The sequence below is a fragment of the Rhodococcus sp. P4_B6 genome (assembly GCF_056402215.1).
In genome coordinates this window covers 13,665-36,962 of the sequence record NZ_JBFUHV010000083.1, presented here as the reverse complement: position 1 = coordinate 36,962, position 23,298 = coordinate 13,665, and the positions used below count along the sequence as shown (strand labels likewise).

Genomic DNA, 23,298 nt, shown 5'->3' with positions numbered 1-23,298 from the left:
CTCGAGGTTAGACCAGCGATCCACTCCAGCCGAACAACTGTCTTTGCGGTAGCCAACCCGCGCATATCAGACTTCGACAACGCGTCGACAACCGACACGCTCGCCACCAACCAACAGATTCATCCGGGGCCACCCGAGGCGGACGTCCCTCGACGACGGTCCTGGACGTCCGCCTCCTGCTGCCCTCTTGACAAATCTGCGTCCATATCAGTTCTCCAGGGGCGCTGCTCCGCCGTGGTGAGGGGAAATGTGGCGGTCGGTCACCGTGAGTGCGTGGTTTGCCGGTGATCGTCACGGCCGCAGTCCGGTGGGGTCGGTGCTGGTTGGGGGATACTTGAGGGGTGTTTCGGTCGACCCCGGATGCTCTATGGTGCCGGTGAGCCTGTGGATTAGTTTGGTGGCGGAGGGCACAGTTCGTCGTCCGCGGGAACCGTGGACTGTTGCCTTCGAGCACGAGTGTCAGAGTCCTGTTTCTATCCCCGCCCTCCCCGGAACACGCACCCATACAACCAGATACGTATCGGGCCCAGCCCGGGATCGGTGGCGGTGATGGACGTGGTGCACCCGCGATGCGCGGGAATCGACATCTCCAAGAAGGACGCGAAGGTGTGCGTGCGGATCCAGGGCCGCGGCAACAGACGCACCTCCTCCACGGTGACGACGTGGGGCGCGATGACCAACCAGATCCTCGCCCTGCGCGAGCACCTACTCGAGCGGAAGGTCACCTGCGTGGTGATGGAAGCCACCAGCAACTACTGGCGCCCGTTCTACTACCTGCTCGAGGAACTCCTCGAGGTGATGCTGGTCAACGCCCATGACGTCAGGACCGTGCCCGGCCGCAACAAACAAACAACAACGTCCCACCGAGTTGGACAACTGTCTCAATCACGGATCGCCCAGGCCATCCGCGCGAGGGAAAGCGCCTGTTCCGCGCGCTCGATCACCACCTCCCGCGACTCGCTGATGTGCGCGAGCAGTGTGTCGTACGCGGTATCGAGCTTGCCGTCGAGTGCGAACTCGGCCACCGCGATGTGCTCGTCGACGGTCGCGCTCATGCGGTCGGGGGTCAGGTAGTCGAACATCCGGACCGGCCGAACCTTCGCGTTCACGCTGACGAGCGCATCGGACAGCGCCCGGTTTCCGGCCGACCGCAGTAGCACCGTGTGGAACTGCTCGTCGAGCGCGACGAATCCGGCATCCGGCTCGGGGTTCTCCTTCCGCAGCGCGTACCACCGCTCGAGTTCCGGTCCCAGAACGTCCGGGTCGTGCGACAGCGACTCGTCGGCACGGACCCGGGCGATTCCCTGAAGCTCGAGGGTGATGCGCAGTTCGTACAGTCCGGCCAGTTCGTCGATGCGGGGGCGGTACGGAAACAGTCCGCCGACGTCGCGCTGGACGAGTCCGTCGGCGAGGAGCCGGGCGAGGGCCTCCCGCACCGGTGTCCGCGACACTCCATAGGTGTCGGCGAGACGTTCCTCGCCGAGCCGCTGTCCCGGCGGGATCCGGCCGCTCATCAGATCGGTGCGCAGCGACAGGTACACGTGGTCGCTGAGGGAACCGGCCGGTTCTCGGCGGGCCATCAGATCGCCATCGCCGCGCGGACGTCGGAGACCGCGGTCCGGACGTCGGAATCGGGTGCGGCGCCGCCGTCGCCGGACGACGTGACCCGCCCGGACTCGAGGACGTAGTAGCGCTCGGCGGATTCGAGCGCGAACCCGATGTGCTGTTCCACCAACAGGACTCCGAGGCCGCCGCGGCGGGTGAGTTCCATGATCGTGCGTTCGATCTCCGTCACGACGGACGGCTGGATTCCCTCCGTCGGTTCGTCGAGGATCAGCATCTTCGGTTCCGTGATCAGCGCCCGCGCGATGGCGAGTTGCTGACGCTGGCCCCCGGAGAGGAGACCGGCGCGCCGGTCGAGCAGGCCGCGCAGCGCCGGGAACAGGTCGAGCGCCTCGCCGACGAGTTCCTTGCCGCGCTTGCGGCCGTCCGCCACCACCTGCAGGTTCTCCGCGGTCGTCAGCTGACCGAACGACTGCTGGCCCTGCGGCACGTACGCGAGGCCGCGCGCCACCCGGGCGCTGGGCCGCAGCGCTGTGACGTCCTCGCCGTCGAACAGCACCCGCCCGGAATTCACCTTGATCAGTCCGACCGCGGCCCGGAGAAGCGTGGTCTTGCCTGCGCCGTTGTGTCCCATCACCGCGGCGACCCCGTCCGACGGGACCGTCAGCGACACTCCGTGGATCACCTCGGTTCGGCCGTACCCGGCCCGGACGTCGTCAAGCTCGAGCATCGCTGTCCTCCTTCGAAACGTCGGGCTGCAACTCGGGGGCGGCGCCCGCCGCGGCGGTCCCGAGGTACACCTCCTGCACACGGGGATCGGCCTGCACCTGCTCGACCGTTCCCTCGCTCAGCACCTTCCCGGCGTGCAACACCGTCACCGAGGTCGCGAACGCGCGCATGAAGTCCATGTCGTGCTCGACCACCACGACGGTCCGTTCACCGCCGATGCGGCGCAGCAGGTTTCCCGTCTCCTCGCGTTCCTCGTGGCTCATGCCCGCCACTGGCTCGTCGAGCAGCAGGACCGAGCAGTTCTRCACGAGGAGCATGCCGATCTCGAGCCACTGCTTCTGCCCGTGCGCGAGGATTCCGGCCGGGGTGTCGCGGAGCTTGCCGAGACCCGTGATGTCGAGCGCCTCCTCGATCGCGGGGAGCACCGTCTTGCGGCGGCGCATCAGGGTGAGCGCGGAGCGGCCCGCGCCCGCGGCGATGTCGAGGTTCTGGAGCACCGACAGGTCCTCGAACACACTCGCCGTCTGGAACGTGCGGCCCACGCCGAGCCGGGCGATGCGGTGCACCTTCTTGCCGATCAACTCGACGCCGGATTTCGTGACCGATCCCGTCGCGGGGACGAGCCCGGTGATGGCGTCGACCAGCGTGGTCTTGCCCGCGCCGTTGGGGCCGATCAGGAACCGCAGATCGCCCTGCATCAGGGTGAGGTCGACGCCGTCGACCGCCTTGAAGCCGTCGAAGCTGACCCGCAGGTCCCGGGCCTCGAGGTACTCACTGGACATTCCGGCGTTGCCGCCGAGCACCGGCTCCTTGGTTGTGGTGGGAATCGTCATCGCGCCATCTCCATTCGTTCCGCCGCCGCGGTCTCGTCCTCCGGACCGGGCCGTGGCTGCTGCTCGGACGCGGCCTTCTGCTTGCGCTTCAGCAGCGCGAACAGTCCCGCGACACCGGCCGGGAAGAATCCGACTACCACGATGAACAGCAGACCCTGCGCGTAGATCCAGCCGGACGGGAACGACTCCGAGAAGGCGCTCTGCGCCCACGCCACACCGATCGCGCCGAGGACGGGGCCGAGGAGCGTGGCGCGTCCGCCGATGGCCACCCCGATCAGGAACGCGATCGACGGGACGATCCCGACGTCGGCGGGGGAGATGATGCCGACGATCGGCACGAACAGCGCACCGGCCAGGCCTGCGAAGAATGCTGCCGTCACGTAGGCGACGAGTTTGATGTTCGCCGGGTCGTACCCGAGGAAGCGCACCCGCTCCTCCTGATCCCGGACGGCGACGAGCAGTTCGCCGTACCGGCTGTTCATCAGCTGCCGGGTGACGGCGACGACGGCCAGCAGCACGCCTGCGGCGATGAAGAACAGCATCTGCTTGTTGGCGGGATCGTTCAGGTTGAAACCGAAGAACGTGCGAAACCGGTTGAGGCCGTTGCTTCCTCCGGTGCTCTGCTGGCCCACCAGCAGGATGGCGAACGCGGCGGCGAGTGCCTGGCTGAGAATCGCGAAATACGCGCCCTTGACGCGGCGCTTGAACACGCCGAGGCCGAGGACGAACGCCACCGACGCGGGGACCAGGAGGATTCCCAGGATCGTCACGATCGGCGACGTGAACGGCACCCAGTAGCCCGGCAGTTCCCGGATGCCCGCGATCTGCATGAAGTCGGGCACGGTGTCGCCGCGGAGTTCGGCGTCGGCGATCTTCAGATGCATCGCCATCATGTACGCGCCCAGTCCGAAGAACACACCCTGGCCGAGCGTGAGCATGCCGCCGCGGCCCCAGGCGAGGCCGATCCCGACCGCGACGATCGCGAAGCACAGGAACTTGCCGAGCAGACTCAGCCGGAAGTCGCTGAGGACCGCGGGGGCGAGAACGAACAGAAGCAGCGCGGCCAGCGCGAATCCCGCCCACGCGCGGTAGCGGCCACTCGTCAGGATGCTCATACGAGACTCCTCGTCTTGACGGCGAACAGGCCCTGCGGCCGAACCTGGAGGAACACCACGATGACCACGAACACGATGACCTTGGCGATCGACGCCGTGGTCGAGTACTCGACGAACGAATTGAGGATGCCGAGCGCGAACGCGGCGATCACCGCACCCTTCATCTGGCCGAGGCCGCCGACGACGACCACCAGGAACGCGTCGATGAGGTAACTCTGGCCGATGGTCGGGCTCGTCGAGCCGATCAGGGTCAGCGCCACACCCGCGACGCCCGCCAGCCCGGAACCGATGAAGAACGTCGTCACATCGGTTCGGCGACTGGAGATCCCGCTCGTCTCCGCGAGGTCGCGGTTCTGTACAACGGCGCGGATGCGGCGTCCCATCGACGACTTCTGCATCGCCAGCGACAGCGCGACGACGGCCACGACGGCGAGCACCAGGATGAACAGCCGCGTCTTCGGGACCACCGCGCCCAGGATCTCCACCCCGCCGGACAGCCAGCCCGGTGCGGCGACGTTGACGGCGGGTGCCCCGAAGACGTCGCGGGCCAATTGCTGCAGGATCAGTCCCACACCGAACGTCACCAGCAGCGTGTCCAGCGGCCGGTGGTACATCCGCTTCACGAGTGTCACCTCGAGCAGGACGCCCATCGCACCACCGACCACGAAACCGACGAGCAGAGAAATGAACAGAGAACCGGTCGCGCTCGACACCACCTGCTGCACCACGTAGGCCGTGTACGAGCCGGCCATGATGAATTCGCCGTGCGCCATGTTGATGACGCCCATCTGGCCGAACGTCAACGACAGCCCCAGCGCCGCGAGCAACAGGATCGATCCGATACTCAACCCGGTGAACAGCTGTCCGATCACTACATCCATCGATGTATGTCCTCTCTCTTCCCTCGTGCTCGTCGGACCGTGTTCCAGCTACCCCAGGGACTCGGCCCACGGGTAGGACTTCAGGTACGGGTCCGGCTGAATCGGGGTGCCCGAATCCCAGACCGTGTAGATCAGGCCGTCGCCGCGGATCTCACCGATGCGCGCGGTCTTGGTGATGTGATGGTTGGACCCGTCGATGGTGACCAGTCCCTCCGGCGCGGCGAACGTGACACCGTCCGCGTTGTCCTGGATGTCCTTGGTGGCGAAGGAGTTCGCCTTCTCGACGGTGTTCTTCCACAGGTACACGGACGTGTACGCGGCTTCCATCGGGTCGGACGTCGGCTTGTTCGCGCCGTACCGGGCCTTGTACGCGTCGACGAACTTCTTGTTCTCCGGCGTGTCGATGGTCTGGTAGTAGTTCCATGCGGTCAGCTGACCTTCGATGTTCTGGACGCCGATGCCGCCGACCTCCTCCTCGGCGATCGACACCGACACGACGGGCATGTCGGCGGGCTTCAGGCCGACGTTCGCGTACTCGCGGAAGAAGGCGACGTTGGAATCGCCGTTCAGGGTGTTGAACACGGCGTCCGCGTCGGCGGAGCGGACCTTGTTGACGATGGTCGAGAAGTCGGTGGAGCCGAGCGGTGTGTAGTCCTCGCCCTTGATCTCGATGCCGTTGGCCTCCGCGTACGCCTTGATGATGCGGTTGGCCGTTTGCGGGAACACGTAGTCGCTACCCACCAGGTACAGCGACTTGACGCCCTTCTCCTTCAGGTAGTCGAGAGCGGGCACGATCTGCTGGTTGGTGGTCGCGCCGGTGTAGAAGATGTTCTTCGAGTCCTCGAGCCCCTCGTACTGCACGGGGTAGTAGAGCAGCGAGTTGTTGTCCTCGAACACCGGCAGCATCGCCTTGCGGCTCGACGACGTCCAGCCGCCGAACACGGCTGCGACGCAATCGCTGCTGATGAGCTTCTCGGCCTTCTCCGCGAACACGGTGGGCTCCGAGGCGCCGTCCTCGGCCACGATCTGGATCTTCTTGCCGAGCACGCCGCCCGAGTTGTTGATCTCGTCGACCGCGAGTGCGATCGAGTCCCGGACGGTCACCTCACTGATGGCCATGGTGCCGGACAGCGAGTTCAGAGACCCGACCTTGATCGTGTCCCCGGACGTGTCCACACAGGACGCCGCGGTGGACTCGCCGGCCGTGTCGGACGCCTTGCTGCCGCAACCGGTCAGCACGAGCCCGATGGCGGCGAGCGCGGTCGGTGCAGCGAGGGCGCGCTTGGAGAAGGTGCGCATGTACGGGCCTTTCCGTCGGAGGACTTGGTGGACCTCCGCAACCCGGGACATGTATCCGCCCCACGTATACAGAGGTGTATTCGTGGGGCGAACATTAAGCGGCCGTTGTTGCGTCCGAATGTCTGTCGGTGACGTGTTCGTGACGCGAATTACGGTTGCGTGAACAAGCGCTCACAGCGCTGACACGCGGCCGGATCCTGCCTGCACCCGCGGCCAATGCCACACCGGTTCAGTCGGATTGAACCACCGTGACGTCGGTCCGCGCCGGCAGCAGTCGATCCCCGCGACTGATTCTGCCGGACACGGCGGGACCCGTGTGGTACAACGACCATTTGCCGTTCAAAAGGTCAGTGACAATTGCGGAGCCCGGGAGCACGATTGAAACAGACCGTTTGCGATGTACTGAGCCCCGGACAAAGCGGCAAGCGCACAGTTCACCGCGCGACCCGTGAGGTGGCGAATTCGAATGACAACGGGATCGAAAAGCCGGACGTCGAGGCGGAGCCATCCCCGGCACACCGGCTCGCAGTCGTCTGACGGTGCTGCACATTCTTCTGCCGGCGCAACGCCCACCGCGCCGGTGACCACTGGATCCGATCGCGGACTCGATCAGGAACGCCTCGACGTGATGAGGGACAAGGCTCGCGTCGACACCGCCTGGGAGATCCAGAAGGCGCTCCTCGATTGGAATGGCCGGGTGGACATACGAGCGACGTTCACTCTCACCATCGATACGGCTCTGATCGGTGCCGTCATTGCACTGTCGACGGACGGCGGTCTGTTCGCTGGTCTGGGCGGCGCGTCGCGTGTCTTCAACTTCGTGGGCGTGGCCTTCGTGTTCGCTTCGGCACTGTGCGCTGTGGCGGTGGTGACTCCCGTGCTGCGGCGCAGAAGTGTGCTCCAGTCGGAAGCGAGGAACCACAACAAATTCATCTATTACGGACATCTCCGACAGCTGTCCGACACGGAAATTCATCGGTACTTGGAATTGGACGGTCCGGCGATCCTCGGCGCTCTGTCCCACGAACTGAAGTACACCGGTGACAATGCCTGGCGAAAGAACCGCTTCACACAACTCGCCTTGTTGTTCACCACCGTAGGGTCGGTGCTTCTCTTTCTCAGCTTTCAGACGACAATATGGGCGTATGCAGTTGCAGTCGGTCTGATGGTGTTCTTCGTCTTCGTCTTGCATCCGGTGCGTCAGGACCGTATCGACGACCTCAAACGGTACTTACTCGCGCCCGTGCCCACTCGTCTGCGAAGAAACCTGGCAATCCGGTGGGGGAGATTCGCGCGTTGGCTGTGGGGTCCCGAATAGCGGTGTGGCCGGTACCTCGGCGCGGGTCAAGGTCGTGAGCTAGCGGATCAGATACGGGGAGACCGAACTCTGGTGCTCGCTGATGTCGAGTTGCTTGCCGAGCGGCGGGAACGCGCGCTGCGGGCAGTTGACCCGCTCGCACACCCGGCAGCCCGCGCCGATCGGGGTGCCCGGGTTGGAATCGTCGAGGTCCAGACCGTCGCCGTACACGAGCCGGTGCGCGTGCCGGATCTCGCAGCCGAGCCCGATCGCGAAGATCTTGGCGGGCTGACCGTAACGCTGGGCGCGGCGTTCGACGGTGCGGGCGATCCACAGGTACCGGCGGCCGTCCGGCATCTGCGCGATCTGGTTCATGATCTTGCCCGGGTACGCGAACGTCTCGTACACGTTCCACAGCGGGCACGTGCCGCCGCTGGTGGAGAAATGGAACCCGGTGGCGGACTGCCGCTTCGACATGTTGCCCGCCCGGTCGACGCGCACGAACATGAACGGGACACCGCGCAGCTTCGGACGCTGCAGCGTGGAGAGGCGGTGGCAGATCGTCTCGTAGCTCACCGAGTAGAACGCCGACAAGCGCTCGATGTCATACCGGAAATCCTCGGCCACGTCGTGGAACTGGCCGTAAGGGAGGACCGTCGCCGCGGCGAAGTAGTTGGCGAGCCCGAGCCGGGCGAGCGCGACGGACTCGTCGCTCGTGAAGCCGCCCTCCGCCACCAGCTTGTCGAGCAGGTCGCCGTATTCGAGGAACGCCAGCTCGGTCGCGAACTTGAACACCTGCTGCCCACCCGACAGGTGCGGTGAGATCTCCAGCAGCCGCGACCCGGGGTCGTACCGGTGCAGGACGTTCTCGCCGAGGTCGATGCGCTTGACGATCTGCACGTCGTGCACGGTCTGCAACCGGCGGGCGATCTCACCGCCGACGTCGCCGCGGTGGAACCGCATCCGCGCCGTCAGTTCCTCCGCCGCCGTGTCGAGTTCGTGCAGGTAGTTCTGCCGCTGATAGAAGTAGTCGCGGACCTCTTCGTGCGGCATCGTGATCGCGCCGCTGCCGCTGCCGTCGCTGTAGCGGTCCTCCGTCGCGAGAGCCAGCTGGGCGGTGGTGTTGCGGAAGCGGCGGTGCATGTTGACCATCGCCTTCGCCAGGCCCGGATGCGACGCGACCATCTCCGCGATCTCCTGGGCGTCCGCGTCGATGCCCATCTCCTGGTCCAGCGCGACCTCGCGCATCTCCGCGATCAGGCGCGTGTCGTCCTGAGACGAGAAGAACGTGGTGTCGACGCCGAACACCTCGCTGATCCGCAGCAGCACCGGCACGGTCAGCGGCCGGACGTCGTGCTCGATCTGATTGAGGTAGCTGGCCGAGATCTCCAGCGTCTTCGCCAGCGCCGCCTGGCTCAGGCCACGCTCGGTTCGGAGCTGACGCAACCGGGTGCCGACGAAGGTCTTGGACATACGGCAATGGTACCGGTGCAGGTCAGGTGTGCGAACGGAACCTTCGCAAGATTTACTCGCGATCAGGTCCTGTTCTCCGAGCGCGGCGCGCCGACGCCCGGGTCGATCCGGAACGGGCCCGACGCGGACGGTGCGACGGGGAAGTCGAACATCGCCGTCGGTAGGTACACGGTCGAGCAGGAGTTCGGGATGTCCACCACCCCGGACAGCCGGCCCTCGATCGGGGCGGCGCCGAGCAGGAGGTAGCCCTGCTCGGGGCTGTACCCGAACTTGGTGAGGTAGTCGATCGCGTGAAGACACGCGCGCTGATACGACAGGTGCGAGTCGAGGTACTTCTGTTCCCCGTCGAGGGTGACGGACGTTCCGGAGAACGCGAGCCACTCCGAATACTGCGGGTCGGTGTTGCCGGGCATGAAGATCGCGTTCTCGGACACGCCGTACGTGTCCATGCCGCCCTTGATGACGTCGACGCGCAGGTCGATGAAGCCGCCCATCTCGATGGCGCCGCAGAACGTGATCTCGCCGTCGCCCTGGGAGAAGTGCAGATCGCCGACGGACAGGTTCGCGCCGTCGACGAACACGGGATAGAAGACGCGGCTGCCCTTGGTGAGGTTCTTGATGTCCTGGTTGCCGCCGTTCTCGCGTGGGGGCGCGGTGCGGGCGGCCTCGCCTGCGACGCGGTCGAAGTCGGCGCCCGACAGGGACCCGAGGACGGCGTCCTGCGGTTCGGGCGGCAGGGCGAGTGGGGGAACCCGGCCCGGATCGGTGGCGATGAGCGCACCCTCCCTCGCGTTCCATCTCGACAGGAGTGCGGCCGACGGCGCGGTGCCCATCAGTCCGGGGTGGACGATGCCGGTGAACGAGACGTGCGGGACGTGCCGCGACGTGGCGGTCTGACCGGAGAAGTCCCAGACGGCCTTGTAGGCGTCGGGGAACTGCTCGGTGAGGAATCCGCCGCCGTTGTGGCGGGAGAAGATTCCCGTGTACCCCCAGCCCTGGCCGGCCAGCGGGCCGGAATCCTCCTGGGGGATGGGTCCGACGTCCAGGATGTCGACGATCAGCAGGTCGCCGGGCTTCGCGCCCTCCACGGCGAACGGCCCGGACAATGTGTGGACCGTGGTGAGGGGCGCGTTCAGGATGTCGTCGGCGGAATCGTCGTTGTGGATGGCGCCGTCGAACCATTCGCGGCAGTGGACGCGGAAGGAGTCGCCCGGTTTCACCGTGACCGCGGCCGGGATGTCGGGGTGCCAGCGGTTGTGACCGACGATCGCCTGATCGGTGAACTTCTTCGAGGAATCGAGCGGAAACAGCAGTTCGGGCATGTGCGCTCCTTCGGTGGCCGGTCAGGGACGAGGAAGTCGGCGGTGCAGCGGATTGCTCGTGACGGGTGGACGTCCGGCCGTGGCCGGGGGCGGCGGACCGGTCACGACGTCCGGTTCGTGAGCCGACCTCTTCGTGCGGTCGAGGAGGTTCATCGCGGACGAGGATCCGTGTCCGAGGCGCGGGGAGGACACGAGCCGGGCGGCGTCGCGTTCGCATCCCGGGCAGGTGATGGACCGGGGCGCGTCGGCCATGGGGAACGACCGCTCGAATGGGCCGCAGTCGGCGGCGCATCGGAATTCGTACAGCGGCATCGTGGTGCCCTTCGCCCGGAGGAGACCATTCGAGGTCACGGTAGCCGACCCGATCCGTGATTGCAGTCACATCGAATGCGTCGAGGCTCCTGCGCAGGCGGTGAACGGCACGGTCCGACGGGAGCAACTATCTGTGTACGCCGGGTTGCGTGCATGTGGTTCACCACCTGCGAGTATTTGCTACTGGCGAGTAATTTTGCTCCCCGATCGGGCAGGTTTGACGCTGAACTTTCTTAACAGTCTTTGCAAAGTGCTGTGAAAAGCTAGCCAAGATTGGCAGTAGCAACAGGTAGACGGCACTTTTTGCTTATGTCATTCTCGGTGAGTACATACGAAGGGCCTGGCAAGGATGTGAAGCAGTACATCCGTACCGGACCAGAAGTCGAAGAGAGTGGAGTCTTGATGTCGACCACCGGCACCCCGAAGACCGCAGCTGAAATCCAGCAGGATTGGGACACCAACCCGCGCTGGAAGGGAGTAACCCGCAACTACACGGCGGAGCAGGTCACCAAGCTCCAGGGCACCGTTGTCGAAGAGGCGACCCTCGCACGCCGTGGATCCGAGATCCTCTGGGACCTCGTGAACAACGAGGACTACATCAACTCGCTGGGCGCGCTGACCGGCAACCAGGCCGTGCAGCAGGTCCGTGCAGGCCTCAAGGCCATCTACCTGTCCGGCTGGCAGGTCGCCGGTGACGCGAACCTGTCCGGACACACCTACCCCGACCAGAGCCTCTACCCGGCTAACTCGGTCCCGCAGGTCGTGCGCCGCATCAACAATGCGCTGCTGCGCGCCGACGAGATCGCCAAGGTCGAGGGTGACACCTCCGTCGACAACTGGCTCGCCCCGATCGTCGCCGACGGTGAAGCCGGCTTCGGTGGCGCGCTCAACGTCTACGAGCTGCAGAAGGCCATGATCGCGGCCGGTGTCGCCGGTTCGCACTGGGAGGACCAGCTCGCGTCGGAGAAGAAGTGCGGCCACCTCGGTGGCAAGGTGCTCATCCCGACGCAGCAGCACATCCGCACCCTGACCTCGGCTCGCCTCGCGGCCGACGTCGCGGACGTCCCCACCGTCGTCATCGCGCGCACCGACGCCGAGGCCGCCACCCTCATCACCTCCGACGTGGACGAGCGTGACCGCCCGTTCCTCGACGGCACCCGCACCGCCGAGGGCTTCTACGGCATCAAGAACGGCATCGAGCCCTGCATCGCGCGTGCCAAGGCCTACGCCCCGTACTCCGACCTCATCTGGATGGAGACCGGCGTGCCGGACCTCGAGGTCGCCAAGAAGTTCGCCGAGGCCGTCCGCAGCGAGTTCCCCGACCAGCTGCTCGCCTACAACTGCTCCCCGTCCTTCAACTGGAAGGCGCACCTGGACGACGCGACCATCGCGAAGTTCCAGAAGGAGCTCGGCGCGATGGGCTTCAAGTTCCAGTTCATCACCCTGGCAGGCTTCCACTCGCTCAACTACGGCATGTTCGACCTGGCCCACGGCTACGCCCGCGAGGGCATGACCGCCTTCGTCGACCTGCAGGAGCGCGAGTTCAAGGCCGCCGAGGAGCGTGGCTTCACGGCCATCAAGCACCAGCGTGAGGTCGGAGCCGGCTACTTCGACAGCATCGCCACCACGGTCGACCCCAACACGTCGACGGCTGCGCTGAAGGGCTCCACCGAAGAGGGTCAGTTCCACTGAGTCTTGTCCTCCGAGGCTTCGACCGATCAAGGCCTCACCTGATCAACCCGACCCCGGGGAGGGGCCTGTGACAGGGCCCCTCCCCGGACGACGACTCCACTAGACGAAAAGGAGCTGACGTGACCAGCGAAAAGATTCAGCGCGTCGGCGTGATCGGCGCCGGGATCATGGGTGCCGGAATCGCAGAGGTGTGCGCTCGCGCGCACGTCGACGTTCTGGTGTTCGAGCAGACCCGTGAGCTTGCGGCGGCGGGGCGTTCGCGCATCCTGCGTTCGCTCGATCGCGGAGTGAGCAGCGGCAAGATCACCGAGCGGGAACGTGAGCAGGCCGCCTGGCGGCTGCGGTTCACCTCCGACCTCGGCGATTTCGCGGACCGGCAGCTCGTCGTGGAGGCCGTCGTCGAGGACGAGAAGGTGAAGAGCGAGATCTTCGCCGAACTAGACCAGGTCGTGACGGATCCGAACGCCGTGCTGGCGTCCAACACGTCGTCGATCCCGATCATGAAGCTGGGCATCGCCACGACGGCCCCGGAGCGGGTCATCGGGATGCACTTCTTCAACCCCGTTCCGGTGCTTCCCCTCGTCGAGCTGGTGACCACGCTCAAGACGAGCAAGTCTGTGTCCGAGCGGGCCGAGGCCTTCGCGAGCGACGTGCTGGGCAAGCAGGTCGTCCGGTCCGCGGACCGTTCCGGATTCGTCGTCAACGCCCTCCTGGTGCCGTACCTGCTGTCCGCGATCCGCATGGTGGAGTCCGGGTTCGCCACGAAGGAAGACATCGACAAGGCAACGGTTCTCGGCCTCGCACACCCGATGGGACCGCTTGCACTGACCGACCTGGTGGGCCTGGACACGGTGAAGTCCATCGCCGACTCCATGTACGAAGAGTTCAAGGAGCCCCTGTACTCGGCGCCGCCGCTGCTGCTCCGCATGGTCGAGGCCGGGTTGGTCGGCAAGAAGTCCGGCGCGGGCTTCTACGAGTACGGCGACAACGGCCGTGCGAGCAAGAAGGCCAGCTAGTAGGTAGGCGACTACAGCTGTGCGCCTTTCACGACCTCCGGCGGTTGTGAGAGGCGCACAGGTGCATCGAGCCCAGAGGCATTCTCAGCCACCGGACTGAGCCCAGAAAGGTCGACCGCATGTCCAGCACCGCAGCATACGGATCCAGCATCCTGGGGTATCCCCGCATCGGACCTCACCGCGAACTCAAGCGTGCCCTCGAGTCCTACTGGCACGGCACGGGAACGAAGGACGAACTCGTCGCCGTCGCCCGGGATCTCCAGGAGGAGACGTGGAGTGAGCTCGCCGCAACCGGTCTGACCCAGGTCCCGGGCAATACGTTCTCGTACTACGACCACGTACTCGACAACGCGCTGCTGTTCGGTGCGGTGCCCGAGCGGTTCGCGCCGCTCGAGAACCAGCTCGATCCGCTGGACTTCTATTTCACGCTGGCACGGGGCAGGCCGGACTTCCCCCCGCTCGAGCTGGTGCGGTTCTTCGGCACCAACTACCACTACCGCCAGCCCGAATTGGACGAGAACACCGAGTTCTCGCTGCGGTCCGAGATCCTGCTGGACGAGTTCGAACGGGCGAAGGCACGCGGGATCGAACTGCGTCCCGTCGTGATGGGGCCCGTGTCGCTGCTCCTGCTGTCGAAGGTCGGTCCGACGTCGAAGCGGCACGGCTTCTCGACCCTCGAGCTGCTGGACAAACTGCTGCCGGAATACGAGCTTCTGTTCGAGCAGCTCGCGAAGGCCGGCGCCACGTGTGTCCAGCTGGACGAGCCGTCGTTCACCGAGGACCGCACGCCGGAGGAGCTGGCGGCGCTGGCCCGGGTGTACGAGAAGTTGTCGCACGCGCCGCTGCGTCCCCGCATCCTCGTCACCGGCCCGTACGGGCATCTCGGGGAGGCCCTCGCCGTCCTCGCCTCCACGAAGGTCGAGGCTCTCGGTCTCGACCTCGTCAGTCATCGGCTCAGTGCCGACGAGCTGGCGAGGATCCCGGGGATGAAGCGCAAGCGCATCTACGCCGGCGTGGTCGACGGCCGGAACGTGTGGCGCGTCGACCGGTACAACACGCTGACGTACCTGAACACGCTGAAGGACGTCGTGCCCGATCTGGTGGTCTCGACGTCGACGTCGTTGCTGCACGTGCCGTACGACGTGTTGTCCGAGTACGACATTCCGGGTGACGTCGCGGACCGGCTCGCGTTCGCGAAGCAGAAGGTCGGTGAGGTGGTCTCGCTGGCCAAGGCGCTGACCGAGGGCCCGTCCGACAAGTGGCGCAAGCGTCCCACGTCGGTGCACTTCAAGCTCAAGCATGCGGTGCGCGCACGGGTCAACGCGATCAAGCCGGACGACCGCATCCGGGTCCCGTACGAGGAGCGGCGGGTCGCGCAGCAGGAGCGACTGAACCTGCCGCTGGTTCCGGCGACGACGCTGGGTTCGTTCCCGCAGACGGATGCGATCAGGAAGGCCCGGTACGAGCTGGGGCAGGGGCGCCTGGAGTGGGACGAGTACTACAAGGGGATCCAGGCGGAGATCGAAAGCACGATCCGGTTGCAGGAGGACATCGGTCTCGACGTCCTCGTGCACGGTGAGCACGAGCGCAACGACATGGTGCAGTACTTCGCGGAGCTTCTCGAGGGGTATGCCTTCACCCACAACGGCTGGGTGCAGGCTTACGGCTCGCGGTGTACACGTCCCCCGATCCTCTACGGGGACGTGTCGCGGCCGAAGCCGATGACCGTCGAGTGGATCGCGTACGCGCAGTCGCTGACGGACAAGCCGGTCAAGGGCATGCTGACGGGTCCGGTGACGATGATCGCGCGGTCGTTCGTCCGCCAGGATCAGCCGCTGTACGAGACGGCTGACCAGTTGGCGCTGGTGATCCGTGACGAGATCGCCGACCTGGAGGCGGCGGGAATCGCGATCATCCAGGTCGACGAGCCGGCGATCCGGGAACTGCTGCCGTTGCGCGAGGACGGCCGCGAGGCGTATCTCGAGTGGGCGGTCGACGCGTTCCGTCTCGCGACGGGTGCGGCGAAGCCGGAGACGCAGATCCACACGCACCTCACGTACACGAGCCGGGCGTCGGTGGTCGACGCCATCGAACGGCTCGATGCGGACGTGACGGCGATCGTGGCGACGCGTTCCATCACGTGGGTGCTCGATGCCATCAAGGAGCGGGCGCTGACCCACGGGGTCGGTCCGGGTGTGTACGAGAGCCGGTCGGCCCGGATTCCGGACATCGACGAGTTGGACGAACTGCTCACGGAGGCGAGCGAGTCGGTCTCACTGGAACGGTTGTGGGCCAACCCGGACGGCGGGCTGAAGACTCGCCACTATTGGCAGCTCGAGCCGTCGCTGCGCAACCTGGTGGCGGCCGCGAAGCGTCTGCGCCGGCGGTCCGAGAAGGAAGAATCCGAGGACTGATTCCTCAGGCGTGTTCAGGGGTCACCGCGGCAGTGGTGGCCCCGAACGTGCGTTCGGTCGCGCAAACATGTAGGCATGTAAGCATGGTTACCGCAGCCGCATATGCAGTCACGTCCGCCGACAGCCGATTCGAGAAGACCACCGTGCAGCGCCGCGAACTCGGACCGCTCGATGTGCTGATCGAGATCAAGTTCGCCGGCATCTGCCACTCCGACATCCACACCGCCCGTAACGAATGGGGCAGCACCCACTACCCGGTCGTGCCCGGTCACGAGATCGCGGGCGTGGTGAGCGCGGTCGGGTCCGAGGTCACGAAGCACCGGGTCGGCGACCGGGTCGGGGTCGGGTGCTTCGTCGACTCCTGCGGGGAATGCGACGCCTGCCGGGCCGACGAGGAGCAGTACTGCGTCAACCGGGCGACCGGGACGTACAACGCCACGGGGCGCGACGGCGAGTGGACGCAGGGCGGCTACTCGACGCACATCGTGGTGACGGAACACTTTGTCCTGTCCATCCCGGACGGTCTGGAACTGGACGTCGCGGCGCCGCTGCTGTGCGCGGGCATCACGTTGTACTCACCACTCGCCCACTGGGGCGCCGGACCGGGCAAGAAGGTCGCGGTCATCGGGATGGGCGGTCTCGGACACGTCGGCGTGAAGATCGCGCATGCGATGGGCGCCGACGTCACCGTGCTCAGCCAGTCGCTCGGCAAGAAGGACGACGGCCTGAAATTCGGCGCCGGCCACTACTACGCCACCTCGGATCCGGGCACGTTCACRCAGTTGCGCGGACAATTCGACCTCATCGTCAACACCGTGTCGGTGAATCTCGACATCGACGCGTACATGTCCATGCTCGCGATCAACGGCACCCTCGTCGAACTGGGGTTGCCGGAGAAGCCGATCGAGGTGCGCGCGTTCAGCCTCGCCGCGAACCGCCGCAGCCTGGCCGGTTCGATGGTGGGCGGCATCGCTCAGACGCAGGAGATGCTGAACTTCTGCGCCGAACACGGAATCGGCGCCGAGATCGAGGTGATCTCCGCGGACCAGATCGACGGCGCCTACGACCGCGTGGTCGGCAGCGACGTGCGGTACCGATTCGTGATCGACACGGCAACGATCTGACCTACGCGTCACCGAGTTGATCTCGCAGYGACGCCAGGGTCTTCGCGAGCAGGCGGGACACGTGCATCTGCGAGATGCCGACGCGGTCGGCGATCTGGGTCTGGGTCATGTTGCCGAAGAACCGCAGCATGAGGACGGTCCGCTCCCGTTCGGGCAGTGACTGGAGCAGGGGGCGCAGGGTCTCGTGGTTCTCGACGTCGTCCATCGCGGCGTCGTAGTCGCCGAGCGTCTCCACCATGGACAGCTCACCTGCCCGGTCCGAGGACGTGTTGTCGACGGAGACGGTCTGGTAGGCGTTGCCGGCGAGCAGTCCCTGCGCCACCTCCTCCTGTTCGAGGTCCAGGTGCTCGGCGAGTTCGCTGACGGTGGGGGCGTGGCCGAGGCTCTGCGACAGTTCGGCGACGGCCTGGCTGAGCGCGAGATGCAGTTCCTTCATCCGGCGGGGGACGCGGACGGCCCACCCGGTGTCGCGGAAATGCCGCCGGACCTCGCCCATGATGGTGGGAACGGCGAACGACACAAAGTCCGATCCGCGCTCCACGTCGAACCGGTCCACGGAGTTGACCAGGCCGAGGCGCGCGACCTGCACCAGATCGTCGTGCGCCTCGCCGCGGCCGTCGAAGCGGCGGGCGATGTGCTCGGCCAGTGGCAGGCAGCGAGTCACGACGGCGTCGCGCAGTCTGCTGCGCCGGGGGTCGTCCTCATCGAGGGCTGCCATCTGTTGAAACAGTGCTGTGACGTCCTGATACTCGTCCGGCCAACGGGCCGTGTGCCCCCCACTGTGAGTATGGGACGTCACAGACTCAGGCCATTCTTCACCTTGGTGAATTCCATGGTGGTGACGAAACCCGCGGTGGAAGGGTCGGGCTCCTGTTTCAGGTCGAGCGAATCGGTGAGGGCGTTGAGGACGTGCCAGGCGAACGAACGCTCGCCGAGGGAGTCGACCGAGGTGGTGGTGCTCGACACGTCGACTCGCAAGGTGCCGTCGAGAAATTGCAGCCGGCACACCAGAAGTGCATCCGGTGTCGCGCGGACGATCAGCTGGGTACAGATCTCGTCCATGGCCAGTTTGATGTCGGCGATGGAGTCGAGGTCGAAGTCTTCGTGGATGGCAACGGTAGCTGCCAGGGCGCGCAGTACGGAGAGCTGATCGGGCGTTGCTCGCACGCGCAGTTCGACGACGGGATGTGTGTGATCCTGGTCGGGTTCGATTGTCTTGGCGATGGCCATGAGACCTCCGGGTCGGGCGTTCCGTGCTGTCGGCGAGTGGTGGGTCGGCTCGCGCTGCTGAAAAGTCAGGGTAGCGATCCGGCGACACCGCAGGTGGAATACCGCAGAACAGGACCGATCAAACCAGTCCGATCAGTACGTTTGCGCGGGTAGTGTTGGCGGCACGATCAGCGTTCCTGAGGCCCTCGGCAGGGTCATGATGGTCACGGGAGACGAGTGAGTGGGATGCCTGACGAGATTCACCTGCACACGTTGACGAGTGACGTCGATGCCGACGCGGTCACCGTCTCGCTCGACTCCGTGCTCGAATTGCTCGAGCCCGAGGACGAGTTCGAGGTCGCGCTGAACACGGTGTGCCGTCGGATCGTGTCGACCTTCCCGGGTGCGGCGATGGCCGGGGTCACCGTTCTCCGGGCGACCGGACCGGTGACGGCGGCGGCGACCTCGGACGACGTCGTGGCACTCGAAGAGTTGCAGTACCGCTTCGGTGAGGGTCCCGCGCTCGACGCGGTGCGCTCCCGTGAACCGGTGCGCGCCGACCGCGCCGCCGCGTACGAGAGGTGGCCGGCGTACGCCGCGAGTTCCGAACCGGCAGGCGTCCACAGCTATCTGTCCGTGCCGCTGCCCGGCCCGGAGCAGTCGGCGGCACTGAATCTGTACGGACTGTTGCCGCACGCCTTCCACCGGATGGACGAGTCGGTGCTCGAGTTGCACGTCGAGGCGGCATCGGTCGCGGTGCGCAACGCGCGACGGTACGGCGAGGCGAGAAATCTGATCGAGCAACTTCGTATCGCACTTCGTTCCCGTTCCGTCATCGACCAGGCGAAGGGAATCGTGATGGCGTTGCGGGGTCTCGACGCCGAGACCGCATTCGATGTCCTCGTCACCCGTTCGCAGCGCGAGAACGTCAAACTTCGGGTGGTCGCAGAACGTGTCGTGGCGGCTGTTTCTGCCCGCACAACCGTGCATAACGGTTTGTAAACGCTCACCAGGGCAAATGAGGGCCCCAGTATCTGTTATTTCCTTGTGACACATCACAGGCGGGAGTAGTCTCGAACCGAGGTTGAACACACAGCCGATGTCGGGAAGCGCTGCCGTAGCAGACAGTGTCATGTGTCCGAGGTCGGGTCTGTCTGCAGGTGCTCCGCTTCCCCTCTCAATGTTCGAGATGGGGTGAGCCATGTCTGTTGGTCAAGGGGTCCCAGAACCTGAAATGGCGTGTTCGGGCACGGAGTTCGGTACCACGTACAAGCCGAGAGTAACGCTCGCGGCCGTCGGTTCCGCTCCGACACGCTGTGCGAGCGCGGAATTCACTTCCGAGAGGCTCGGTTCCGGGGTGATGTTGGTAGGGGTGCGAGGCGAGATCGACCTGTTCAGTGCACCGGGGTTCCGTGATTACGTGTGCACGCGGATCTCGCCCGAGGGGCAGTTCATCCTCGACATGTCGAAGGTGGACTTCATCGGAACCGCGGGTCTGTCGGTGCTCGACACCGTTCACGAGACGAACGTCCGGGACGGGCGGACGTGGGCGATGATCTGTGGCCGGCCGGTCTACCGGCTGCTCAGGGCGGCGGGCCAGGAGTCGAGCTTCCCCTGCTTCGCGTCCGTGGACAGCGCCCTCGGGGCCTGGCACGGCCGTACGGCGTAACCGGCCGAGCCGGCGCCCGAGTTCAGTGGGCGCCGGTTCGACTCGTGCGCGGAGGGGCCGACACACAGCGCCCGTAGGCGCGGAGGGTGTCGGTGGCGACCCGGTCCCACGAATAGCGTGCGCGGGCGCGATCGCAGCCCGCCATGCCGTATCCCGTGCGCAGGGCGTCGTCGTCGAAGATCTGTCGCAGGGCCTCGGCCAGGCGGACCGGGTTGCGCGGGGAGATCAGGCGTCCGGTGATGCCGTCGACCACCGTGTCGCGCATGCCGCCGACGGCGGACGCGACCACCGGGGTGCCGCAGGCCATCGCCTCGAGCGGCACCATGCCGAACGGCTCGTACCACGGGGTGCACACGACGGCGTCCGCCGAGCGCAGCAACGCGGGCATGGCGTTTCGCGGCACCCGCCCCACGATCCGTACCCGGTTGCGCACCTTCGTCTCACGGGCCAGCGTCAGCAGTCTGGACGCTTCGGGGTCGTCGGCGACGTCGTCTGCGGCCGGTCCGCCCGCGATGACGAGTTCGGTGTCGGGGAAGTGGGTGAGCGCCTCGATGGCAGTGTCGAAGCCCTTGCTCGGCGCCAGCCTGCCGACCATGACGAGGCGGTGGCGTTTGCCCTTCTCGTCGGCGCGGCCGTCGGGCGTGAACTCCTTGACGTCGACGCCGGACGGAACGACGGACGTGCGCGAGCGGGGCAGGCCGAGGTGGGAGAGTTCGAAGACCTCGTCCGTGCACGTCGCCACCACACGGGTAGCGCCGCGGGCGATCAACTGCTCCAAGTGAATTCGGTTGTGGGTGCTCGACGTGTCGGCGTGCTCGAACCGTTGCTCGACCACTCCCAGTGCGTGGAACGTCTGGACCACCGGAATGCCGAGTGTGCGGGCCGCGAGTTGCGTCGCGATCCCGGACATCCAGTAGTGGGCGTGGACGATGTCGGGCCGCTCGGCCTCCCATTCGGCCTTCAGGAAGCTGCCGAATGCCCCCATCAGCGGCAGGATCTCGGCCTCCGGCATCGGCCGTGCGGGGCCGACCGGAACGTGCACGACGGTGTACCCGCCCGCGGTTGTGACCCGTGCCGGGGCGTCCTCGCTCTCCGCCCGCGTGTAGACCGTGACGTCGTGGCCCTCCCTCGTGAGGGCCGCCGACAGTTCGGCGAGATGAATGCTCTGCCCTCCGACTTCGGCGCCGTCCGACACGTCGAGGGGACTGGCGTTGGCGGAGACCATTGAAATCCGTAATCGTCTCGAGGTGCCGACGGCGGTCGTTCTCATCGGCTGCCCGCCGCACACGGGAGGTCTGGGTTCGCGATGAATGGCCGTCATGCCACGGGGATTCCCGAAGTTCGGGTTTGTAAACCGACCGACTCGCATTCGGTCACGGGACGGGTGACACGAGCCGGCCGGTGTTGCGTTCTAGTACCAGCGACGCCTGCCGCCTACCGCACGCCCGGTCGCGCCGAGAATCCACAGGACCGCACCGATCACCACGAGGATGATGCCGATGGTCCAGAGCCAGTTGATGCCGGCCAGCCATCCGATCAGGAGCAAGATCAGTCCGAGCACGATCATGACGTTCCTCGATTCTTCATCCCACCGAAGTGAGGGGCGAGTCCGTTCGCGGACCCTCCCGCACCTCGTCGACCCCTGCGCCCATTGCGTAGGTCAGATGCCCGCCGAGCGCGCCGCCGATGCCGATCGCGAGGAGTCCCGCGGTGCTGGTGGCGACAGCGCGTCCGTCGGTCCCGTGTCTGCGGCGAAGGTAGGAGGCGAGCATGGCCACGACACCGATGGCGTTGGCCTCGGCGTGGATCAGTCCGACGCGGCGCTGAACGGTGTCGCGGTCGGCCCAATCCGCCCAGCCGGTCATCAGCGTCGGGGGAGTGGCGAGTAGTCCCAGGGCGATCAGCCTGCGTGCGCCGACGTGATCGCGGAATGCCAGATCGAAGATGCTCGCGCCGACCCACGCGCCGATGGGAATGCTGACGAGAACGGGATGCACGGGGTGCCCGAGCCAGGACCCGCGCAACAACGGGCCCGCGCCGGACGAACCGAGCGCCCCCTGGATCCGCTGCTGCAGAAACCGGCTGCCGCCGTCGAGGAATCCGGCGGCCTCCGCTTTCCGGAACACGCTCTCGAGGTTCATGACATTCGATTACCCACCGCGGCTCGAAGAAAACCGGCCCGCCTTGTCGTCGGTGCAGGTCGGGCGTAGCGTCGGGACCACGTTCTCGAAGGTGAGGTGAGTGCAATGAAACTCAATCTCTTCGCAGCTTGGGTCAGCTTCGCACTGGTTCTGCTCTCGGTGGTCTGTCTCGGCGGGTTCCTCGTCGCCGCGGGATCCGGGCAGGGCGGCTGGGCGGTGATCTCCGGGTCTCTGTGCGTCGTCGCACTGGCCGGAGCGATGGCGCTGTACGGCGGAACCGTGCGCCACGACCACAGGTTGCATCACGAATCGCCGCACCTCTTCTGACTGCGGCGCTCCCGGTCGGCGTCAGGATTCCGCGAGCCGCCGCTTTTCCGCGTCGATGTCGAAAGTGGCGGGCGGCCAGTCGAGGTCGAGTTTCTCGAGTGCGTCGATCAGCAGTTCGGTGACCGCGAGCCGGCTGTACCACTTGCGGTCGCACGGAACCACGTGCCACGGCGCGTAGTCGGTCGACGTCAGGTCGAGCATGGCCTGATACGCGTCCTGGTACGCCGGCCACAGCAAGCGCTCGTCGACGTCCGACGGGTTGTACTTCCAGTATTTGTCGCGGCGTTCCAGACGCTCGCGCAACCGCGACTTCTGCTCGTCGAGTGACACGAACATCGCGACCTTGACCAGGGTCGTGCCGCTCGCGACGAGTTCCTTCTCGAATTGATTGATCTCGTCGTAGCGGCCGCTCCAGACTGCCTCGGGCACGAGATCGTGAACCCGGACCACCAGCACGTCCTCGTAATGCGACCGGTCGAACACGCCGAGTTGCCCGCCGCGGGGGACGGCCTTGCCGATCCGCCACAGGAAGTGGTGACGCTTCTCCTCGGGAGTGGGAACACCGAAGGAGGCGTGATCGACTCCCTGCGGGTCCACGTGCCCGATGACATGGCGGACCATCCCGCCCTTACCCGCGGTGTCCATACCCTGGAGCACGAGGAGCACCGACCGCCGGTCGCCGGATCGTCCGTTGGCGTAGAGCTTCTCCTGCAGGGCGGACAGCACCGCGCCGCGTTCCTCGAACAGCTGGACGCCGTCCGACTTGTCGCCGACGAATCCGGGTGTGCTCCCGCAGTCGAGTTCGGCGATCCGCCGACCCGGGTGTGACCGCAGGGCCTCGGTTGCCGGCGTCGTCCAGAATCCGCGTGCGTTCTCTGCCAT

23 protein-coding genes and 1 pseudogene are annotated in these 23,298 nt (G+C 66.1%); 9 read left to right on the top strand and 15 right to left on the bottom strand.

Annotated features, from left to right (window positions below; all coding sequences use genetic code 11):
• Nucleotides 1–549: 549 nt before the first annotated feature.
• A pseudogene (locus AC1DWT_RS30520) lies at nt 550–844 on the top strand (IS110 family transposase); the annotation flags it as partial.
• Between the two features lie 37 nt (nt 845–881).
• On the opposite strand, the gene AC1DWT_RS30515 reads toward AC1DWT_RS30520, so the two are convergent.
• Genes AC1DWT_RS30515 through urtA form a run of 6 tightly spaced genes read right to left on the bottom strand, consistent with a single transcriptional unit; the run spans nt 882 to nt 6,420 of the window.
• Entirely contained in the window at nt 882–1,580 is a 699-nt protein-coding gene (locus AC1DWT_RS30515; protein WP_072939608.1) for a GntR family transcriptional regulator, read from the bottom strand.
• On the bottom strand, nt 1,580–2,293 hold the full coding sequence (gene urtE, locus AC1DWT_RS30510) for an urea ABC transporter ATP-binding subunit UrtE (RefSeq protein WP_072939610.1): 714 nt from the start codon (nt 2,291–2,293) through the stop codon (nt 1,580–1,582). Before urtE ends, AC1DWT_RS30515 begins: the two co-directional genes overlap by 1 nt.
• On the bottom strand, nt 2,280–3,125 hold the full coding sequence (gene urtD / locus AC1DWT_RS30505; protein ID WP_477923472.1) for an urea ABC transporter ATP-binding protein UrtD: 846 nt from the start codon (nt 3,123–3,125) through the stop codon (nt 2,280–2,282). The genes urtE and urtD overlap by 14 nt, the downstream gene beginning before the upstream one ends.
• Entirely contained in the window at nt 3,122–4,240 is a 1,119-nt protein-coding gene (urtC, locus tag AC1DWT_RS30500; protein ID WP_206013114.1) for an urea ABC transporter permease subunit UrtC, read from the bottom strand. The genes urtD and urtC overlap by 4 nt, the downstream gene beginning before the upstream one ends.
• Nucleotides 4,237–5,121: an urea ABC transporter permease subunit UrtB gene (gene urtB / locus AC1DWT_RS30495; protein WP_012689050.1), complete on the bottom strand. Its 885-nt coding sequence runs from the start codon at nt 5,119–5,121 to the stop codon at nt 4,237–4,239. The genes urtC and urtB overlap by 4 nt, the downstream gene beginning before the upstream one ends.
• Nucleotides 5,122–5,169: 48 nt before the next feature.
• Nucleotides 5,170–6,420 (bottom strand): urea ABC transporter substrate-binding protein, encoded by a 1,251-nt coding sequence (urtA, locus tag AC1DWT_RS30490; RefSeq protein WP_072939619.1) that lies wholly within the window; start codon nt 6,418–6,420, stop codon nt 5,170–5,172.
• Nucleotides 6,421–7,000: 580 nt separating this feature from the next.
• On the opposite strand from urtA, the gene AC1DWT_RS30485 reads away from it, so the two are divergent.
• Complete coding sequence (locus tag AC1DWT_RS30485) at nt 7,001–7,738, top strand: Pycsar system effector family protein (protein ID WP_143548912.1); 738 nt, start codon at nt 7,001–7,003, stop codon at nt 7,736–7,738.
• 39 nt (nt 7,739–7,777) lie between these two features.
• On the opposite strand, the gene ramB is transcribed toward AC1DWT_RS30485, so the two are convergent.
• From ramB to AC1DWT_RS30470, 3 genes are all read right to left on the bottom strand, one after another.
• Entirely contained in the window at nt 7,778–9,190 is a 1,413-nt protein-coding gene (gene ramB / locus AC1DWT_RS30480; protein ID WP_072939624.1) for an acetate metabolism transcriptional regulator RamB, read from the bottom strand.
• 62 nt (nt 9,191–9,252) lie between these two features.
• Nucleotides 9,253–10,512 carry a formamidase gene (gene fmdA / locus AC1DWT_RS30475; protein WP_206013113.1) on the bottom strand — a complete coding sequence of 420 codons (1,260 nt, stop codon included), beginning with the start codon at nt 10,510–10,512 and terminating at the stop codon, nt 9,253–9,255.
• A 21-nt stretch (nt 10,513–10,533) separates the two neighbouring features.
• Nucleotides 10,534–10,863 carry a zinc ribbon domain-containing protein gene (locus AC1DWT_RS30470; RefSeq protein ID WP_338051151.1) on the bottom strand — a complete coding sequence of 110 codons (330 nt, stop codon included), beginning with the start codon at nt 10,861–10,863 and terminating at the stop codon, nt 10,534–10,536.
• Nucleotides 10,864–11,226: 363 nt separating this feature from the next.
• Here AC1DWT_RS30470 and aceA point away from each other — a divergent pair, with 363 nt between their 5' ends.
• The 4 genes from aceA (at nt 11,227) to AC1DWT_RS30450 (ending at nt 17,070) form a co-directional block, all read left to right on the top strand.
• Nucleotides 11,227–12,516 carry an isocitrate lyase gene (aceA, locus tag AC1DWT_RS30465; RefSeq protein ID WP_072939629.1) on the top strand — a complete coding sequence of 430 codons (1,290 nt, stop codon included), beginning with the start codon at nt 11,227–11,229 and terminating at the stop codon, nt 12,514–12,516.
• Nucleotides 12,517–12,635: 119 nt separating this feature from the next.
• Nucleotides 12,636–13,532, top strand: coding sequence for a 3-hydroxybutyryl-CoA dehydrogenase (locus AC1DWT_RS30460; protein WP_072939631.1), 897 nt, complete (start codon nt 12,636–12,638; stop codon nt 13,530–13,532).
• A 119-nt stretch (nt 13,533–13,651) separates the two neighbouring features.
• The gene (gene metE, locus AC1DWT_RS30455) at nt 13,652–15,946 is read left to right on the top strand and encodes a 5-methyltetrahydropteroyltriglutamate--homocysteine S-methyltransferase (protein ID WP_072939633.1); all 2,295 of its coding nucleotides are present in this window, start codon (nt 13,652–13,654) and stop codon (nt 15,944–15,946) included.
• 83 nt (nt 15,947–16,029) lie between these two features.
• Nucleotides 16,030–17,070, top strand: a complete 1,041-nt coding sequence (locus AC1DWT_RS30450) for an NAD(P)-dependent alcohol dehydrogenase (RefSeq protein ID WP_206013111.1) — start codon at nt 16,030–16,032, stop codon at nt 17,068–17,070.
• A gap of 1 nt (nt 17,071) precedes the next feature.
• Here AC1DWT_RS30450 and AC1DWT_RS30445 read toward each other — a convergent pair whose 3' ends face one another.
• Both AC1DWT_RS30445 and AC1DWT_RS30440 read right to left on the bottom strand, forming a co-directional pair.
• The gene (locus AC1DWT_RS30445) at nt 17,072–17,869 is read right to left on the bottom strand and encodes an RNA polymerase sigma factor SigF (RefSeq protein WP_072939636.1); all 798 of its coding nucleotides are present in this window, start codon (nt 17,867–17,869) and stop codon (nt 17,072–17,074) included.
• Nucleotides 17,866–18,300 (bottom strand): ATP-binding protein, encoded by a 435-nt coding sequence (locus AC1DWT_RS30440; RefSeq protein WP_072939637.1) that lies wholly within the window; start codon nt 18,298–18,300, stop codon nt 17,866–17,868. Before AC1DWT_RS30440 ends, AC1DWT_RS30445 begins: the two co-directional genes overlap by 4 nt.
• Before the next feature lie 225 nt (nt 18,301–18,525).
• Between AC1DWT_RS30440 and AC1DWT_RS30435 the strand changes: the two genes are divergently transcribed.
• Nucleotides 18,526–19,281 (top strand): GAF and ANTAR domain-containing protein, encoded by a 756-nt coding sequence (locus AC1DWT_RS30435; protein WP_072939639.1) that lies wholly within the window; start codon nt 18,526–18,528, stop codon nt 19,279–19,281.
• 358 nt (nt 19,282–19,639) lie between these two features.
• The gene (locus AC1DWT_RS30430) at nt 19,640–19,948 is read left to right on the top strand and encodes an STAS domain-containing protein (protein ID WP_225858508.1); all 309 of its coding nucleotides are present in this window, start codon (nt 19,640–19,642) and stop codon (nt 19,946–19,948) included.
• Between the two features lie 22 nt (nt 19,949–19,970).
• Here the strand turns inward: AC1DWT_RS30430 and AC1DWT_RS30425 are convergent, their stop codons facing one another.
• From AC1DWT_RS30425 to AC1DWT_RS30415, 3 genes are all read right to left on the bottom strand, one after another.
• Complete coding sequence (locus AC1DWT_RS30425; RefSeq protein ID WP_072939642.1) at nt 19,971–21,173, bottom strand: glycosyltransferase; 1,203 nt, start codon at nt 21,171–21,173, stop codon at nt 19,971–19,973.
• Nucleotides 21,174–21,359: 186 nt separating this feature from the next.
• Nucleotides 21,360–21,515, bottom strand: coding sequence for a DUF6131 family protein (locus tag AC1DWT_RS30420; RefSeq protein WP_095862504.1), 156 nt, complete (start codon nt 21,513–21,515; stop codon nt 21,360–21,362).
• A gap of 16 nt (nt 21,516–21,531) precedes the next feature.
• The gene (locus AC1DWT_RS30415) at nt 21,532–22,089 is read right to left on the bottom strand and encodes a DUF2231 domain-containing protein (protein ID WP_095862505.1); all 558 of its coding nucleotides are present in this window, start codon (nt 22,087–22,089) and stop codon (nt 21,532–21,534) included.
• 105 nt (nt 22,090–22,194) lie between these two features.
• On the opposite strand from AC1DWT_RS30415, the gene AC1DWT_RS30410 reads away from it, so the two are divergent.
• The gene (locus tag AC1DWT_RS30410; RefSeq protein ID WP_072939646.1) at nt 22,195–22,416 is read left to right on the top strand and encodes a hypothetical protein; all 222 of its coding nucleotides are present in this window, start codon (nt 22,195–22,197) and stop codon (nt 22,414–22,416) included.
• Between the two features lie 21 nt (nt 22,417–22,437).
• On the opposite strand, the gene AC1DWT_RS30405 is transcribed toward AC1DWT_RS30410, so the two are convergent.
• On the bottom strand, nt 22,438–23,298 hold the full coding sequence (locus AC1DWT_RS30405) for a polyphosphate kinase 2 family protein (protein WP_072939647.1): 861 nt from the start codon (nt 23,296–23,298) through the stop codon (nt 22,438–22,440).